The sequence below is a fragment of the Thermophagus xiamenensis genome (assembly GCF_900112795.1).
Lineage (GTDB): Bacteria > Bacteroidota > Bacteroidia > Bacteroidales > Marinilabiliaceae > Thermophagus > Thermophagus xiamenensis.
On the sequence record NZ_FONA01000008.1, the window covers coordinates 64,036 to 81,453 of the forward strand.

Below are 17,418 nucleotides of genomic sequence, written 5' to 3' on the forward strand. Positions count from 1 at the left end.
TGGTTCTTATAATCCAACCTTTAATCACTTCCACACACCGGCCAATACCTCACCACAAATTGTGTAAAGCTTTCTTGCCATGGTCGTTTTATCAGGAATTATTTTTTATCAACAGTAAACCGCCTATTAGCAGTCCCATTCCCAAAAGATATCCGGTATTAACTATCCCGACATAAGGTACAAAAAATATGGCGGTGATAAACGATCCCAAGGCACCGCCCGCAACATCGGCTACATAAATACCTGCCGCACCTTGTGCTATGCTACCCCGATATAGGGATAACCCGGCAACAAAAACTCCGCCACCCAACATGGCTAATATAAATATCATAACCAAAACCACAACCGGAAAAACGATCAGGCCCGCCGTTCGATCCGCTACAGGAACAGCCATTATACACAACAGGGCCATTATGATCAACATCACGGAATAATATCTTGCCTGAAAAAAGAATACTTCTCTCTTGGCCAGAATTGCTCCCAGGGCCAGACCTGCCATGAACAATGAGAACAACACACCTGTTGCCCTATAGAGATCACCCATCACCAATTGCCACATCAATAACATGACCACCTGCATGCCACCTAATACAATCCCTGACAAAAAAACACCTCTTGAGACACTGCGAAACACTATTATCCCCATCACCAATAATACAACAACCACACCGGCAAACCATTGAATAGACACATCCCAGAAATTTCCTATTTCCCGAAGGGCCATCTGAAACATAACAGGCCTTTCCCGTGTGTTTACAGGCCCTCCACCGGCCACAATCTCTTCTACTTTACTGATTTGTTGGTCCAGAAGAAGAGTAGGAAAATAATCCCTATTCACCAATTGGTTTTGTGCTACCACTTCCGGGTGATAATCCCACCATTGGGCAACAATACTTTTTTCGGAAGCTATCAGCCACACTTTTTCTCCGGCCCATATACGCAAAAAAGGAAAAACACTGCTCACCGTCTCTTCTATAATGTTTAAAATATTTTTCACCGATTCTGACCAATAAGGTACATTATCAATTCCGCCCGTGACCATTAAACCACCCTCATTCAGGTTGCGTTTAACCTGACTATAAAAATCGGTCGTAAAAAAACGCGTGGTAGCCAAATCGACAGGAATGCCCCCGCCCACCAAGATTACATCATAGCCTTTTTCAGATTTATGCCTCTTCAAATATCTTAAGGGATCGTCATGGATGAAATGAATCCGTTCCGATCTTTTGTTGAAATTGGCAAGCAATGCCTTCTCCATATGGATATGAGCCCTGTCAGGTGAAATAAAATCTATTTGCAGAGAGTCATATTTCAAAGCTTCAACAGTAAGACCAGGGGTACAGTTGATTAAGAGAAGACGTTTGGGCGCCGGATGTAGCAACAATGCCGGATGAAGCATCTCTTCCCGATAATCGGGCACCAAGCGGTCTGAATAATAATGACCGTTTCCAAAAAATTCAATAGAAGTATCGCAACCTAATAGGTCGATGTGCCCATAAGGGGAAAAAAAAGTTTGACATAAAGCAGAGTCATGTATTTTTTCTCTGGCAAAATTATACTGTGGCATGAAATTAAGGATAGCTACAACAGCGATACTTATCAGCGCCAAATAACGATAAACGGGTTGTTTAATTGGTGCAAATAAAACTATAGCAATAACCATGTTGATCAACAATAAAAAAGAAAGCACCGAAAAAGCATCCATCCACAACAGGGCGGCAAAAGAAAAGAGGAGCCCGGATAACAGGCTTCCTTTTTGCTCGGCAATGTAGAGATGCTCTGTCTGGCGCATCCCGGTTACATTGCTTAATGCTCCCGCGAACCATGTAAACAGCATTCCTGAAGGAAAACAAAACACAAAGGTTACCAATCCGGTTGTGAGCAACCATTGCGACAGTTGTGGGGCAACCCCTTCCGGCACCATCCATCCTTTAAGTAAATAAAGCAACCAAAGCGCCACATAAGCCGATACACCCGATATTAAAGGAAACAGTCCTGCATAAGACCATTGATAATTACCGAAATATCTGGCGGTATAGGCGCCTGCACCCGTAAACAACATCCAAAAAGAGAGAAATATCCCAACAATTAACTCATTTACTGAGTATAACGAAGTAAACTCACGGAGCAAAACCACCTGAACCATTAACATGGTAAATCCGCTGACAAATACCGCTAACCGCCCCTTTCCGGTAAATGTAAGCGACCAACTTCTTTTTGGCTTAGTTAATATTTTTCCCATTCTTACTTTTAATTATTCTACAAAAATCTTAAACCAGAACAATCCCCATAATGTTCTTTAAAATTACTTTTACACTCCACAACCTTAATCTGGATATTATATGCTTTTAAGCGATAATAAGAGGATACAGACACAGTAATTAGCAAAAAATTTTCATTGCCTATAAAAGAAAAACCTTATTCGCCAAAAACCAAAGCTTCGTAAATATAGATATTTGCATCACGCCATCCCTCCCAGCCAATACCGGCTTTATCGCGTGCACAATGCCCCAGCAATTCTTCACGTCCCCATCCGGTTTTGATGGCCACCTGAGGCAAAAAAGTACCGCTTTTGCCGTCTTTTTCTATCACAATACCATGTCGGCCGGGTATTATTTCCGATATATCATTAATCATTTGTAACGGCGTCAAAAGAGAAATCTCAATTTTTATTTCACCCAATTCTTCTTCTTTTACGGGCGTAAATCGTGAATCGTTAAACGCTGCCGCAGCAGTCATACGCTCCACCACCTTCCACAAGGGCAAAGAGGTTGACAAGTTACCAATACACCCTCGCAATTGCTCATTTTTATACAAAGAAACAAAAGCTCCGGCCGGTGTTTTCAATGCAACCGACAAAGCTTCGGAGGGTGCTTCTGGTTGCTGATAGCGCACCACCGCTTCTAAAGTTTTGCGAGCTCGATTAAGCAGCCATTGTTTTTCCTGATCATTTAATGAGAAACAATTATGGGCAGTGGTTTTGGATTCTTTCTTTCGAAAAACGGCAATAGCATGGTAACCCACCACGCGTGAAGAATCACCGAAAGGTACATCACCTGAATTCCGATATTCTATATGTCGAAAATCCAAACAAGTATCATCCTGGGTAATATACAACAAAGTAAGCACCGAGGTCCAACCACAAAGACTGGTAACCAAATTCGTTACTCCCAATTTTCGATTCTGTTCCAATGTATTCAAAAGCAAATCAGGGTCATTCTTAAGAATGGCATCAACCGTTATGGCATCAACCTTTTTCGCATCTTCATATTTAGGGTAATGTGAAAAATCGGTACTTATCACAAATAAATTTCCCGGCTTAAAATAAGGTTTAAGAGCTTCCGCCACCATCCGGGCACCCACAGCATCGTGAGGCCCCATAACTATTGGCACAAGCTTAAAGCTATTTTTTAAGCGATACTGCAAGAATGGCAACTCAACTTCCAATGAATGTTCATCTTTATGAGGTGCAAATATATCGGTTATATATGGGGAACTCTCTACCAGTTTTTGGGCCAACGCCTTATCTACGTCGACTCGTCCCAGAGGTGTCAAATAATCGCCTTGAGTATATACCGAAGCACCATTAAAGGCCATCCGATGACTTGAACCTATTAAAAAAATAGTTTTATAGTGAGCATTTTCATTAATTTGTGCGAAACCTGATGCAGCGACACCGCCAGAATATAAATATCCAGCATGCGGAACAATAAGGGCAGCCACCTGAGCATCCCCAACCCCGGGTTGAGCTTCTTCAAACAAACTTTTTAAATGATTTTGCAGCGCCACCGGCTCCCCCGCATAAAACATTCCCGCCACCGACGGTTGTCTATCTTTTACTTCCATAGTTTTTTATTTTTTCATTCGTATATAATTTATTTAACTCATTGGCCGAATGGAACTCGCATGGCTTAAAAAATTTATACATGTCCTTTTGTGGCAAAAAGTCGCCATGCTCGTTTCATTCGTATAAAATTTACTTATTTCGTTGATATACTGCCTCTTACAAGCAGTCGTTAGTGATTAGTCGTTAGTTACTAGTTATTTTACACTAACCACTTGTTAACTAATAACTAATCACTTCTTCTGCCTTCTGCCTGTGCACTTCTGCCTTGGACTATTTTATACATGTTCTTTTGTGGCAACAGCCGCCATGCTCGTTTCATCCGTATAAAATTTATCTAAGTTATTGGCCGGATGGAACTCGCATGACAAAGGATTTATACATATTCTTTTGAGACAACCCTATGTTGTCATGCTCGTTTCATCCCGTTACGATTTAAAATCGTACTAAATAACACTCTTGGCCATGCTGGTCTCTAAAATTTATCATCCATGAATATACTTAAAGGTACAAACTAAATTTCCACACTCAAAAAAAATTCAGATATTAATCCTTTAAAAACCCGCATTTTACGGCAAACGAAACATTTTTTAACGACATTTTTTTCTTGAGAAACTTGTGAGTTCCAAATTAACCCCCTATTTTTGCACCGCGTTTGAGAAAAACGGATGACTCAGTAGCTCAGCTGGTAGAGCACATCCCTTTTAAGGATGGGGTCCAGGGTTCGAGCCCCTGCTGGGTCACCTCACAAAAAGCCACCTAAAAAAGGGTGGCTTTTTTTATTTAACTCTATCCCTATATTCGCAAAAAAGAAGGCATAACAACCGGCGGCGAAAGCATAGCAACAACAACTGTATTACTTGTAAACATTGTTTATTACAGAAACCCATTACTAAGAACATTAATACGACTCCTTCAGAAATCGCAATCCCTTCCAACATTCCTTTCGATGAAAGATATTTTTAACATCATCTACTCCCTCTTTCCTCCCATTGTTTATTGCCTATAATCATTAAAATATGGCAAAAAAAAGCAGTGTGTCTGCAAAGAAACAGCCACACTGCTTAATATTTGAATAAATTCGGTTCCGATATATAACCAACTCCTCTAGTTGGCATCCATCAAACCGGAATGTTCTGAAATAATTAAATTTCGCTTCTTTTCAAGTTTGGGCGTCGTTAACTTTGTTAAGTTAAGAGAAGCCGATTTCAGTGAACTTTCGGTCGTTAACTCAACACCGGTAGCAAGGCTTAAAGCTTTAGCCAGTGCGGCATCCGACAAATCGCCAAAGGGAGTTGAAGATAAATAATCCGGTTCAACCTCATCATCGACAGGTATACCAGTAATAAAATCGGTATAGCCATCGGCATTGGCATATTTCATAACGATTGGTATAATAGCCCACTCTTCATTATCATCAGGCATCACCCAGGCACCATAACATTTTCCGTAAGTATCTTCACCAATCAACGTCACGTCCATGTAGGGCATCAGGCCGGACATAACCAACTCACTGGATGAGGCTGTCCCTGAAGATGTTAAAAAGTATACTCTTTTCATATTAATATTTACCACATCACTCCGGAAATAGTAATATAAATTATCCTCATATTCATTTAAATTATATTCAAAATAACTTTGTAAGTTATCATTATACTGCAAAGAAATAAGCACGTCTTCCCCTGAAGCAGTTTCCGTCGGTGCAATGGCCGATGCCAGATAGACAGCAGCATCAATATCTCCGCCGGGATTGTATCTTAAGTCGACTACCAAATCAGATATTCCTTCTGTTTGAAATTCTGAGAAAACTTCATCTAAGGTAGTCAAAAATTTGTCGTCCTTTCCCGTAATAAACTCTGCATATACCAAATAACCTACTTTGTGACCTTCCAAATCAATAACATCGTGGTACAGTACCGGATTGGTTTCAACAACCCTTGCCACCAAATTAATAGATTCTCCTGTATAGGATATAATATTGTTGTTAATTTCTGCTAACTGAACAGAATAAGCATCCTGGCTATAGAGGTCATAATAATTACTGGTATTTAATTCAGTATTATCTATGGAAAGAATTATATCGCCTCGTTCAATACCTGCCTCGTCTGCCGGTGAGCCTTCATATACATAGTCAACTACGATATAAACACTCTCATTATCACTCATCAAATAGAATGACGGACTGTACCCCATCTCGACAGGTTCACCGTCATACGATGCTTCCAATGAAGCGTAATCATCGGTAATCCATGACCATTTATCCTTTTCTTCGTAAATTAATTTATAGAAGTATTCTTCCGGATCTTCTTCCTGCTCATAATCAATATCAGACATTCGGTCATTCCACAAATAATAAAGCTCCATATTTTCATAAATCTACTCATTCACATCCAAAACATCCTGCGAAATAGTTGTTTTATCAATATCATCTTCACAAGAATAAAGCAAGAATAAAATTCCGAACACCATTAATAAAATTCTATTTTTCATCAGCACACATTATTAAAAAATTAAAAGCAATTACACAACGACACTCTAACACATATAACATTTTCTTTAACTGTTTTATTGCACCCTTTCTTTATATTATGGTTTAAATATATCTATTGCCTCTTTAAATGACGATGAATAGGCCTTTCCTACAGGAACTTGCTTGTTTCCTATAATAACATAATGACTGTTAAAAGTCTTAATTTTAGCAATGGGGACAACATATGACCTGTGAATCCTTATAAACCGATCAACCGGTAAAAGCTCCATAATTCCCTTCAAATTCAAAAGAGGCATATAAACCTTTGATGAAGTATGGATTCGAACGTGGTTATCCATTGCCTCTATGTAAGAAATATCGGACAATACAATTTTATGATTCTGATAACCCGATTTAATGAAAATATATGCTTCATCCTCTTTTTGACCGGCAATAGATTTCAACCTCATCATTTCGTCTGCCCGTTCTATTGCTTTTAAAAAACGGGAAAAATCGAAAGGTTTCAGCAAATAATCAATGGCATTCAAATTAAATCCTTCTACAGCATATTTACTATAGGCAGTTGTAAAAATAACAAATATTTCTTTATTGAGTTTATTATATAATTCTATTCCGTTTACATCGGGCATCTCAATATCCAACAATAACAAATCGGGTTTCACCTGCTGAATTATGGGAAAAGCCTCTACCGAGTCGGAGCAATATGCCTCAACCTTTAAAAAAGGAATCTGTTCCGAAAAGGTCCGAATTAAACCTAATGCATCGGGCTCATCATCAACGGCTATACATCTTATCATGACAAATTAATTTTTAAGTCTACTTTAAAGGTGTTTCCACTTTCATCAATTTTCAAATTGTGCTTTTGGGGATAAGTAAGTTCCAACCGTCTGACCACGTTACTCAACCCTATTCGTGTACTTTTTTTAATAGTTTGATGTTCCTTTTTATTTTCGGCATGAAATAGTAACCAATCTCTTTTTACATCCAAATGGATTAAAATTTTGGATTCCACATGGGTACTAACCCCATGCTTAAAAGCATTTTCAACAAAAGGCAATAGCATCAGAGGCGCAATAATTTGCTGCTCAACATCTCCCTTCACTTTAAAATCAACGACCGTTTTTTTCGGTAGTCGCATTGCCTGAAGATCAATGTACTGGTTTATGCACTCAATTTCCTTGTTCAAAGGAATAAATTGAGCTTGAGTTTCCGTTAAAACAAACCGCATTAGATCCGACAGTTTTATAATGGTTTCGGGAGCATCATCCGACTTCTGTATAGACATATAATAAATGCTGTTTAATGTATTAAAAAGAAAATGAGGATTTATTTGCGCTTTTAATGCAGTAAGCTCAGCACCTACCTTTTCTTTTTCAGCTTGTTTTTTTACGCTGTTCAGTATCAAACCAAAAAGCTATGATTCGGGTTCCGGTACTTATCATAAATACCAAAACAAATGAAACGAGCATGGCGACTTTTGCCACAAAAGAACATGTATAAATTTCATTAAGCCATGCGAGTTCCATTCGGCCAATAACTTAGATAAATTTTATACGAATGAAAGAATGGAACCTTCAGGAACACCATTAGGCCTTCTCCGAACGTCGGGTAATCCGTCGGCAGGAAGGTCAGAAACAGGGCGTCTTCCCTTGGGTGAATGAGGTGGTCCACCCCAAAACATGGGCGACGTTTCGAAATCTCTCTCTTCCGGTAACCGCAACCATCCCGAAAGACTCGATAAATAAAGATAAACCGACAGTATGGACAGGGTTATCACCACAAAACCTAAAAATTTTTTCCTGGCTAAAAAAACAGGTACCAAAACATGCGAATTGAGATAATAATAGCCTATCAGAAAAAAAAAACATCCCTACAAACAATACAGGATGTTGCAAAAAATGAATATCATAAAAGGGAATAAACAACAAAAGAAGCATTAAAAAGCCGCTCCATATCATTACATGAATAATGACATTGATATTCCATTTTCTCATCAAAAAATTGTTTATATAACTTAATTGTTTAAAAACCTACCTTTTAACTCTTCCACTTCCAATAAAAACCTCTTCGATTGTCAAAGTATTATCTATACTATAACTTTCGGGCCGCCACACATTATTAGCTTACTGCGACAAGACGCTTTGCTATCAAAGCTCCGATTAGTTTTATAACCTGAATAGTTTTTTCAACAATCACTATTTAGTTGTAGTCCCCCTACAATCGATTCAATTAACAACGATTTTTTTTACAACATCTTAACATACAGCTCCAAATATTAAATTTTGAAGCCAAAAAACACAAAAAAATATACCAATTGGGAAATGTCTTCGACAAAATCAACATCAATATCTACCAATTTTTTTACCCCAATTGATTAAACAAAAAATAAAAATTTCTTAAGATTCAATTCACCATCATTTTTCAACTGTTTACCCTCATTTTTGAGCAGAAACTTTCTTCAAACCTATTTTTGTTTTCACAATCATCCCCCGCACAACACAGTACATACACAATAATAGACCAACAGTGGTTTGGAAAAGTACATACACACTGTATTGGACCTCTAAAAAATTGTTGTATGATTTATACTGAAAAACAAATATTGCATTACACTAATTCTTCGAGCAGAAAACCAGACGAAAATATTGGACAATATCAACTAACAAACAAAATCCAAAAGTGCCTGGAACAATTTTCACCAGTTTCATTACTGCAAATGAAGAAGGTACAATTAATGACCCGTACCGACAGGAAATTTGTTGTAGCGGCTAACCTTTTGCCCGATTTGTTGTCGGCCGTAGCATCTTTTTACAAAGTACAACAGATTGACCAAAAACGGATAGCGACTTATGCAACCGTCTATTATGATACTCCCGACTATTTTTTCTATCACGCTCATGTAAAAGGAAAACTCAATCGCACAAAAATACGCATTCGACAATATGTTGATTCCGATCTGAGCTTTCTCGAGATTAAAAACAAAAACAATAAGGGAGTAACAAATAAAATACGCATTCAAGCCAAAACAGTTGACAACAACAACCTATCCTTTCTCAAACAACATGTTTCGGTAGTAAACCCTAAAAACTTACCCCCCTCACTGAATAATAAGTTTCAACGAATAACCCTGGTAAATCACCAATTTACCGAACGACTTACAATAGATTTTAACATCATTGTAAAAAATTGCAGAGAAAACAATGAAGCGGCCATCCCAAACCTATGTATTATAGAAGTAAAACAAAGCCACCCGGCACCAACGCCTTTGATCAATTTTTTAAAATATTATCACATTCGTGCATCAGGCCTGAGCAAATACTGCCTGGGAATCAGTATCACTACTAACAATGTTAAAAAAAACAACTATAAACCAAAAATACATTTTTTACAAAAAAGATTAAACCATGATTTATTTTGCTGACATAATAGACATTGACATAAAAGGAATGCCCAAAGAGATGGAAGATCTTCTGGTACTCATGATTCGTTTCGGCATTAACCTTATTATTACAAGTGGTATCATTAGATTTCTTTACTACCCCAGGGCGAAGCGAAGAGATTATTTTTTCTCTTTTATATTAACCAGCTCTACCATTTTTATGCTGCTCTATCTCCTTGATTCCGTAAAAGTACAGGTAGGTTTTGCCCTCGGACTTTTTGCCATTTTTGGGATTTTAAGATACCGTACCGATACTTTACCTATCCGTGAGATGACCTATCTATTTATGATTATTGGCATTTCTGTTATTAATGCCCTGGCTAAAGATGTAGGATTGCTCGAAATAGCAGGCACCAATCTGATTTTTATTTTGGTTACTGCCTCTTTGGAAAGCAATAAAATATTGAAACACGTTTCGGCCAAACAAATTGTTTACGAAAAAATAGAACTAATAACGCCCGATAAACGAAAAGAATTAATTCAAGACCTTGAACAACGTACAGGCATTAACATTATTAACGTGGAAATCGGACATATCGATTTCCTTAAAGATACCGCTCAAATCACAATCTATTTCAATAGCAGAGAAACCAACCATGCGGTGCAGCACTTACCCTCAAATAAAGATGATTTTGATTAGCCTTTATTCTGCTGTCGCCTTATGACCAATAACTTAAGTAAATTTTATACGGATGAAAAAGACTTTCTGCATACTTTTGATATTGATTACCGCATCGGGCATAAAGGCTCAGGAAGAGACCAACTATGGCTGGTGGACAGAATTTGGCACCGAAAAAGAGATAGCCAATAATTTGGATGTCGAACTATCGGAAGAGATAAGATATTTCTTCGATTTGGGAGAAATAGACAAGTTTAAAACCAATCTTGGATTAACCTATAAAATCAGCAGTCGTTTAAGATTCGGTCTTAAATATTCATGGACCTACAACCATGACACGGAAGATGATTTTTACGCCCACCGTCATAGAATAACTGTTTCTGCAAGAATGAAAGAGGATGTGGGCCGATTCGAAATTTCTCTTCTGGAGAAACTGCAATTTAATTACTATGATACGGAAAAGGAAGATGTCGATTATTCACCCAAAACTAATTTGCGTTCCCGAATAAAAATAGCTTATAACTTACCTACAACCAAAATAGAACCTTTCATTCAAGCCCAATTTCGTTATCAACTCAACAATCCCGATGGTAATGAATTTGACAATTCCAGATTCGCCACCGGCATTTCATTCCCCCTGTCCAACAAACTTGAAATGGATACTTTTCTTCAATTAGACCAGGAACTCAACAGAAAAAGTCCGGATAAAATATGGATTTTGGGAACTAACTTAAAATTTGAATGGTAATATGAAAATAATAAACCGACGGCGAAGAAATACTCACATTGAACCTGGCAAAAGTTTTCAATGCCTGTTATTTTCTTCATCCAAACTTAAACAGGGCAGATCTTTCAACATCTATTATGGCGGAAGCTCTTCTGGAGAAATTATCAATGGCATTTATCAAGATGGAAAAACATGCTCTTATGTGGCAAAAGTCGTCATGCTCGATCCATTGTAATGAATTGTCATTTTTCTTACAAAACAAATATTCAGAAAGATTGTCAAATTGACATTTATTATCTCAATGCACGCCAATTTGACAGTCATCAATCAACAAAATTCATCTCACTACCACCTCTTTTCTTCTCTTAAATCTTCTTTTATAAAAAATCAGGTTGCTGTCATTTTCTCAGAAATGGTTTTAAAAACTTAACCAACCATACTGACCAATACGCCCTTTCAATGAACATTCCAGGACTCATGTCAGCAATAGGTTACAATCACCTTATCTGTCTTCTTATCCCCTAAGCAATACTTTTATTTTTCTACAAAATAACACTCAAAAAAAATTGGCCTGCAATTTGCTTTTTTAAGAATGATTTTTTATAATCCCATTACACTGTTTCAAAATATGACATTTGAACTTTTGTCCGAAAGTTCGATGTTTTCCATTTTGGCCCAAATCTTTACTATCATTGGCCAACATCTAAATTTCTTAATATTACTGACTATACCGATTCCATCAAAGAACTTCGGACAACAGCTTAAACGTCACCTTCCTTATTACTGAAACATAAGAGCTCTTTGGGTACCTAAAGGGCGTTGTTTATGCATTTTATAAAAAACTAAAATACAGCATTATGAAAATTGCATTTATAGGCACCTATCCACCGCGGAAATGTGGAATTGGAACCTTTACCAACAACCTGGTGAAAGCAATTCATGTCAATACGAACAACAAAAAAATTACCGATACAGCAATGGTAATTGCCATTAATGAAAATGGCAATAAATACGATTATCCGGAAGAAGTTAAACACATTATCCGTCAAAATCATCAACGAGATTATGTTAATGCCGCCCGTATCATAAATTACAGTGATGCCGGTGTATGTGTTTTAGAACACGAATTTGGAATTTTTGGCGGCGATGACGGAGTCTTTATCTTACCTCTACTCCACCGTTTAGAAGTTCCACTGATTGTTACTTTTCATACCGTACTAAAAGATCCAACCTATACGCAACGGTCCATTGTCCAGGAAATAGGGAAAAAAGCTGCAAGAATAGTGGTAATGAGCCGAAGAGCAGTTGATTTCCTCGAAGAAATTTATCAAATTTCAAGAGAGAAAATCGTACTTATTGAACATGGAGTTCCCGAATTCGAAAAAATTTCTCGAGAGGTTGCCAAAGAAAAACATGGTATTAAGAACCGTAAGGTTCTGCTTACCTTTGGCCTTCTAAGCCGAAACAAAGGGATAGAAACAGTAATCAATGCCCTTCCGCCCGTAGTAGAGAAACACCCCAACTTGTTATACATTGTACTGGGTGCAACACATCCTTCGGTATACAAACATTCTGGCGATGAGTATAGAAATTACCTTAAGCGCCTGGTAAAAAGCTTGGGCTTAGAAAAGAACGTCTTCTTCAATCATGAATTTGTCACCGAGAACAAACTTTTCGAATATCTCACTGCCAGTGATATTTATATCACCCCATATCTCAGTGAAGCACAAATTACCAGTGGCACCCTTTCTTATGCGGTAGGGGCCGGTTGTGCCGTAGTTTCTACGCCTTACTGGCATGCCCAGGAACTCTTAGATAATGGCAGAGGCCGCCTTTTTGGATTTAAAAACTCTGATGAACTTTCCGGCATTTTGCTTGAATTGCTGGACGACGAGCATAAAATGGAAGCTCTACGAAAAAAAGCTTTCGAATACGGTCAAAAAATTCGCTGGCCCAAAATTGGCAAACAATACCTTTACCTGGCCGAATATGTTTTCGACAATTGGGAAAAAGAAACAGAACCCGACAAACTTGCTATTGACATTTCTCTAATGCCTTCCTACAACCTGGCGCACATCAAACGGCTCACCGACGACACCGGCATCGTACAGCATGCTAAATACGGAATTCCTAATCTTAAAGAAGGCTACTGCGTTGATGACAACTCCCGAGCTCTTATTATGGCACTAATGGCATGGAGGCAAAATAAAGACAAAGAAGCCTTGTCGTTAATCCCGGTATATCTGAGCTTTATACACTATATGCAACGCGAGAACGGCAACTTCCGAAATTTCTTGAGCTTTAGCCGACAATTCCTCGATGAATATGGCTCTGATGACTCATTTGGAAGAACTATTTGGGCCCTTGGATACTTAATCAGATTTGCGCCTAATGATGCCTTTAAACAAATTGGTCGCGATATTTTCTTTAAATCCATTCCTCATTTCGACCATATCAAATCCATAAGAGGGGCTGCCAATACTATTATTGGCATTAGTTATTATCTCAAAGATTCGCCCAATGACGAAGGCATGGTTGCCGCAATGAAAAAACTATGTGAAAAACTAACTCAGGCCTATCACCAAACCGCTTCCGATGACTGGCATTGGTTCGAAGATGAAATGACCTACGACAATGCCATTTTACCGCTTTCTCTTTTTACAGCTTACGAAGTTACAGGCATAGAAGAATATTATCAGATTGCCATGAAAACCACCCGGTTTTTGGAATCCATAGTATTTCGTTCAGGTTACTTAATTCCCGTTGGCAACCAGGGGTGGTATCAACGTGGGGGAAAAGCTCCGGAATTTGACCAGCAATCCATCGACGTTATGGCCATGATATTGCTGTATTACCAGGTTTTCCAAATCACCAAAGAAAAAAGTTATATCGAAAAAATGTTTACCAGTTATTTATGGTTTCTGGGCGAAAATTCACTGCGATTACCTCTCTTCGATCATGAAACCATGGGCTGCTGCGACGGCCTCGAATCGCAAGGCATCAACCGCAACCAGGGTGCCGAAAGCACTCTGGCCTACTGGATATCACACCTTACGGTACTGGCAGCCCAGGAAAAAGAACACATATTTGAAAACCTTTCGTAATTGTTTTGGATTATGTTGGTTACTCGCTATCAATACAACCCTGTATTAACAAAAGATGACATTCCTTATCCGGTAAGTACAGTCCACAATGCCGGTGTTACCACTTATAACAACGAATATATCATGCTGTTCCGTTCTCACAAAATGAACGGACGCAGTATTTTAGGTCTGGCAAGAAGCATCGATGGCTTCCACTGGAAGGCCGATGAACAGCCTTTTATGGAGCCGGCCAAAGAGGGTATTTTTAAGAAATATGAAGAATTCGGGGTGGAAGACCCCCGCATCACTTTTATCGACGGCGAATACCTGATAACCTATTCGGCCTATTCAAGACACGGCGTTCGTATTGGCCTGGCCAAAACAAAAGATTGGCAACAAGTAGAACGATTTGCTCTTATCACTGAAGCTGATTATCGGAACGTAGTCATATTCCCTGAAAAAATTAATGGTCTTTATGTTCGCCTGGACCGGCCTCATAGTGAAATTGCCCCCTGGTCCATATGGATCAGCTACTCTCCCGACCTTCGCTATTGGGGCGACGCACAGCGCATTATTGCCCCTGCACCCTACCACTGGGATGAAATGAAAATTGGGCCGGGTGCTCCACCCATAAAAACCGACAAAGGATGGCTCAACATATTTCATGGTGTTTATCCAACAATGGATGGCAGCGTTTATAGGCTGGGCGTTGCGCTGCATGACCTGAAAGACCCGTCTAAAATCATTGGGGTAGGCGATGATTGGATTTTGCAACCGGAAGAACCTTACGAACTTACCGGTTATGTTCACAACGTGGTTTTCACTTGCGGTGCTATCCCTGAAAATGATGGAACCATTAAAATTTATTGGGGCGCCGCTGATACTGTTATGTGTGCCGGCACAGCTAAAATTGATGATCTGGTAAACCTTTGCCTTAATAATAGCAGACCACCTCTTTAGCCTTAAATCAATTCTTTTAAAGCGTTATACTTTTCTTTAAATCCATTTAGTGGAAGCAATTCTATCATTTTTGTGTTTATAAATTCATTTTTAAACATAAAAACTACCAATAAAAACCATGAAAATAGCAATTCTATCACCCGTAGCCTGGCGAACCCCACCCAAACACTATGGCCCTTGGGAACAAATGGCTTCCAATCTTGCCGAAGGACTTGTAAAAAAAGGAATTGATGTTACCCTATTCGCAACCTTGGATTCGCATACGCAGGGAAATTTAGATGGAATAGTACCGGTTGGCTACGAAGAGGATAAAAACACAGATCCTAAAGTGGCTGAATGCATGCATATCAGTTATGCAATGGAAAAAGCTTCTGATTTTGATATCTTACACAACCATTTCGACTTTTTACCCCTAACCTATTCCAGACTTATTAAAACTCCAATGGTTACAACTATCCATGGCTTCTCCTCGCCCAAAATTATTCCTGTATACAAGCGTTTTAACGACATTAATCATTATGTTTCCATAAGCAATTCGGACCGAAGCCCTGAATTGAAATACAGCGCTACAATCTATAACGGGATAGATGCCTCACAATTCTCACTAAACCTGAACCCCACAGCTGATTATCTTCTTTTCTTTGGCAGGATTCACCATGATAAAGGAACCCGTGAAGCCATTGAAATAGCCAAAAAAGCCAAAATGAAACTAATTATTTCCGGTATCATCCAGGATAAGAAGTATTTTGAAAAGAATGTTGCACCGTTTATCAACGATGATGACATCATTTATGTAGGAAGTTCCGGACCAGAAAAACGCAATCAACTTTTGGGAAATGCAAAAGCATTGCTTCATCCCATCAATTTCGATGAGCCCTTTGGATTAAGCGTTGCGGAAGCCATGTTTTGCGGAACTCCCGTTATTGCTTTTAACAGAGGTTCTATGCCAGAACTAATCAATGACAAGGTCACAGGTTTCTTGGTCCATGACATTAATGAAGCTGCTGAAGTTATTCCTCAAATCAAACTAATCGACAGAAAGCAATGCAGAGAATGGGCTGAATCCCATTTTAGTCAGGATAAAATGGTTAACGACTATATTCAGTTATACCAAGAAATCCTTCAAAAAAAAGAATTTTTTTAGAAGAATTCATATAACTCTGTGCGACTCTGACTATTTACCTAAAAATCCACTAAACACCGTCCTGACAAAACAACAGAGGACCACAGAGTTTTTTTAATCATCAGGCAGCATCTTTCGATTTTTTATTCTTTTGGCAATCGGAACATGAAGTTGGTTTATCGCCTCGAAGCTGGTGGAGCATTTTCTTTTTAAACTCATGTTCAGCACCATAATATTTAATTATCTGGTCGATGGTTAATATTTTTTTAAATTTCTCATGATATTCTTTTTCGAGTTTTGCTTTCTTCAAGTTATAATCAACATATTCATCAAGGATAACTTCTTTTTCGGCCTCACTTAGGGGTTCTTTGGAATGATATAATTTATTGATATTTTTTTTCTTTTCATCCCATAATTTATCCATCTTTTCCGACATTTCATTGTACAGCGGCCAAAATAGTTGAGCATCCTTTTCCGATAAACCAATCCGCTCGGTTAGAAAAGCCACTTTTTGAGACTTCAGTCGATCGAGACTGGAATCATCCTCTTTCCCCTGAGCCATTAAAGGGGAAAAACTTATTTGCCCAAAAGTTAAAACCAACAAAAACAGGGCTTGTATTATTCTGTTCATAATATTGTTTTTTTACCTAAATAAACCACAAACAATTATTCAAAATAAGTAACAGCGAATAAATCTTCTTCACTTATACTACCCAAAAACAAAGAGTCTGTAGGATAAATTAAAATAGTATCTTCTTCAATAACCAAATCATTAATCTCATTCTCATCAATTATCAATGCCAAAGAATTTATAAACTCCTCATCCAACTCCCTCACAACATTGGCATTAAAATCTCCTTTAAAAAGCCTTGGAATATTATAATAAACCAATGCAATAATTAAAAAAGAAGCAGCCATGGCCAACCACGGTTTTACAACGGCCATTACTGTCTTATACCTTCGCTTGTCTTTCTTTTCCATTTCGGACTTCATTCGTTCAAAAAACCGATCCTCAAATCCTTCAAAATAGTTTTCCGGAACCCGAAACGGACATTCTTTTTTGCCAAAAATACTTTCATCCATAATACTCTTCCTTTACATTTCCTTTTCTTCACCTTCCTCGCCTCAACAA

General features: G+C 38.3%; 15 protein-coding genes and 1 tRNA gene. 8 read left to right on the forward strand and 8 right to left on the reverse strand.

The window, feature by feature from the left end; genetic code table 11:
• Positions 1-91: 91 nt before the first annotated feature.
• Positions 92-2,242 (reverse strand): spermine/spermidine synthase domain-containing protein, encoded by a 2,151-nt coding sequence (locus BM130_RS06195; protein WP_074964305.1) that lies wholly within the window; start codon positions 2,240-2,242, stop codon positions 92-94.
• Positions 2,243-2,418: 176 nt separating this feature from the next.
• A complete protein-coding gene (gene amrB, locus BM130_RS06200) occupies positions 2,419-3,846 on the reverse strand; it encodes an AmmeMemoRadiSam system protein B (protein WP_010528400.1) in 1,428 nt (475 codons plus the stop codon).
• Between the two features lie 668 nt (positions 3,847-4,514).
• Here amrB and BM130_RS06205 point away from each other — a divergent pair.
• Positions 4,515-4,587 (forward strand) — tRNA-Lys (locus BM130_RS06205).
• Between the two features lie 364 nt (positions 4,588-4,951).
• On the opposite strand, the gene BM130_RS06210 is transcribed toward BM130_RS06205, so the two are convergent.
• The 4 genes from BM130_RS06210 to BM130_RS15270 form a co-directional block, all read right to left on the reverse strand.
• Positions 4,952-6,208, reverse strand: coding sequence for a S41 family peptidase (locus tag BM130_RS06210; protein ID WP_010528399.1), 1,257 nt, complete (start codon positions 6,206-6,208; stop codon positions 4,952-4,954).
• 222 nt (positions 6,209-6,430) lie between these two features.
• Positions 6,431-7,132 (reverse strand): LytR/AlgR family response regulator transcription factor, encoded by a 702-nt coding sequence (locus BM130_RS06215; RefSeq protein ID WP_010528398.1) that lies wholly within the window; start codon positions 7,130-7,132, stop codon positions 6,431-6,433.
• A complete protein-coding gene (locus BM130_RS06220; RefSeq protein WP_010528397.1) occupies positions 7,129-7,740 on the reverse strand; it encodes a sensor histidine kinase in 612 nt (203 codons plus the stop codon). Before BM130_RS06220 ends, BM130_RS06215 begins: the two co-directional genes overlap by 4 nt.
• Before the next feature lie 144 nt (positions 7,741-7,884).
• Entirely contained in the window at positions 7,885-8,157 is a 273-nt protein-coding gene (locus BM130_RS15270) for a hypothetical protein (RefSeq protein ID WP_138956932.1), read from the reverse strand.
• A 756-nt stretch (positions 8,158-8,913) separates the two neighbouring features.
• Here BM130_RS15270 and BM130_RS06230 point away from each other — a divergent pair.
• The 7 genes from BM130_RS06230 to BM130_RS06265 all read left to right on the forward strand — a co-directional run bounded on the left by BM130_RS06230 (position 8,914) and on the right by BM130_RS06265 (position 16,307).
• On the forward strand, positions 8,914-9,756 hold the full coding sequence (locus tag BM130_RS06230) for a polyphosphate polymerase domain-containing protein (RefSeq protein WP_010528395.1): 843 nt from the start codon (positions 8,914-8,916) through the stop codon (positions 9,754-9,756).
• Positions 9,740-10,414, forward strand: coding sequence for a DUF4956 domain-containing protein (locus BM130_RS06235; protein WP_010528394.1), 675 nt, complete (start codon positions 9,740-9,742; stop codon positions 10,412-10,414). Before BM130_RS06230 ends, BM130_RS06235 begins: the two co-directional genes overlap by 17 nt.
• A gap of 52 nt (positions 10,415-10,466) precedes the next feature.
• Positions 10,467-11,141: a DUF2490 domain-containing protein gene (locus BM130_RS06240; protein WP_010528393.1), complete on the forward strand. Its 675-nt coding sequence runs from the start codon at positions 10,467-10,469 to the stop codon at positions 11,139-11,141.
• Position 11,142: 1 nt separating this feature from the next.
• Positions 11,143-11,355, forward strand: coding sequence for a hypothetical protein (locus BM130_RS06245; RefSeq protein ID WP_010528392.1), 213 nt, complete (start codon positions 11,143-11,145; stop codon positions 11,353-11,355).
• Positions 11,356-11,977: 622 nt separating this feature from the next.
• The gene (locus tag BM130_RS06255) at positions 11,978-14,224 is read left to right on the forward strand and encodes a glycosyltransferase (protein ID WP_010528391.1); all 2,247 of its coding nucleotides are present in this window, start codon (positions 11,978-11,980) and stop codon (positions 14,222-14,224) included.
• Positions 14,225-14,236: 12 nt separating this feature from the next.
• Positions 14,237-15,163 carry a glycoside hydrolase family 130 protein gene (locus BM130_RS06260; protein ID WP_010528390.1) on the forward strand — a complete coding sequence of 309 codons (927 nt, stop codon included), beginning with the start codon at positions 14,237-14,239 and terminating at the stop codon, positions 15,161-15,163.
• Positions 15,164-15,281: 118 nt separating this feature from the next.
• Positions 15,282-16,307: a glycosyltransferase family 4 protein gene (locus tag BM130_RS06265; protein ID WP_010528389.1), complete on the forward strand. Its 1,026-nt coding sequence runs from the start codon at positions 15,282-15,284 to the stop codon at positions 16,305-16,307.
• A gap of 100 nt (positions 16,308-16,407) precedes the next feature.
• On the opposite strand, the gene BM130_RS06270 is transcribed toward BM130_RS06265, so the two are convergent.
• Both BM130_RS06270 and BM130_RS06275 read right to left on the reverse strand, forming a co-directional pair.
• Complete coding sequence (locus BM130_RS06270) at positions 16,408-16,917, reverse strand: hypothetical protein (RefSeq protein ID WP_010528388.1); 510 nt, start codon at positions 16,915-16,917, stop codon at positions 16,408-16,410.
• 35 nt (positions 16,918-16,952) lie between these two features.
• Positions 16,953-17,369, reverse strand: a complete 417-nt coding sequence (locus BM130_RS06275; RefSeq protein ID WP_010528387.1) for a hypothetical protein — start codon at positions 17,367-17,369, stop codon at positions 16,953-16,955.
• Between the last annotated feature and the right edge of the window lie 49 nt (positions 17,370-17,418).

Coding starts and splice junctions, on each gene's coding strand:
- amrB (WP_010528400.1), bottom strand. CDS start 3,846: ATGGAAGTAAAAGATAGACAACCGTCGGTGGCGGGAATGTTTTATGCG.
- BM130_RS06235 (WP_010528394.1), top strand. CDS start 9,740: ATGATTTATTTTGCTGACATAATAGACATTGACATAAAAGGAATGCCC.
- BM130_RS06245 (WP_010528392.1), top strand. CDS start 11,143: ATGAAAATAATAAACCGACGGCGAAGAAATACTCACATTGAACCTGGC.
- BM130_RS06260 (WP_010528390.1), top strand. CDS start 14,237: ATGTTGGTTACTCGCTATCAATACAACCCTGTATTAACAAAAGATGAC.
- BM130_RS06255 (WP_010528391.1), top strand. CDS start 11,978: ATGAAAATTGCATTTATAGGCACCTATCCACCGCGGAAATGTGGAATT.
- BM130_RS06195 (WP_074964305.1), bottom strand. CDS start 2,242: ATGGGAAAAATATTAACTAAGCCAAAAAGAAGTTGGTCGCTTACATTT.
- BM130_RS06270 (WP_010528388.1), bottom strand. CDS start 16,917: ATGAACAGAATAATACAAGCCCTGTTTTTGTTGGTTTTAACTTTTGGG.
- BM130_RS06265 (WP_010528389.1), top strand. CDS start 15,282: ATGAAAATAGCAATTCTATCACCCGTAGCCTGGCGAACCCCACCCAAA.
- BM130_RS06230 (WP_010528395.1), top strand. CDS start 8,914: ATGATTTATACTGAAAAACAAATATTGCATTACACTAATTCTTCGAGC.
- BM130_RS06210 (WP_010528399.1), bottom strand. CDS start 6,208: ATGGAGCTTTATTATTTGTGGAATGACCGAATGTCTGATATTGATTAT.
- BM130_RS06240 (WP_010528393.1), top strand. CDS start 10,467: ATGAAAAAGACTTTCTGCATACTTTTGATATTGATTACCGCATCGGGC.
- BM130_RS06275 (WP_010528387.1), bottom strand. CDS start 17,369: ATGGATGAAAGTATTTTTGGCAAAAAAGAATGTCCGTTTCGGGTTCCG.
- BM130_RS06215 (WP_010528398.1), bottom strand. CDS start 7,132: ATGATAAGATGTATAGCCGTTGATGATGAGCCCGATGCATTAGGTTTA.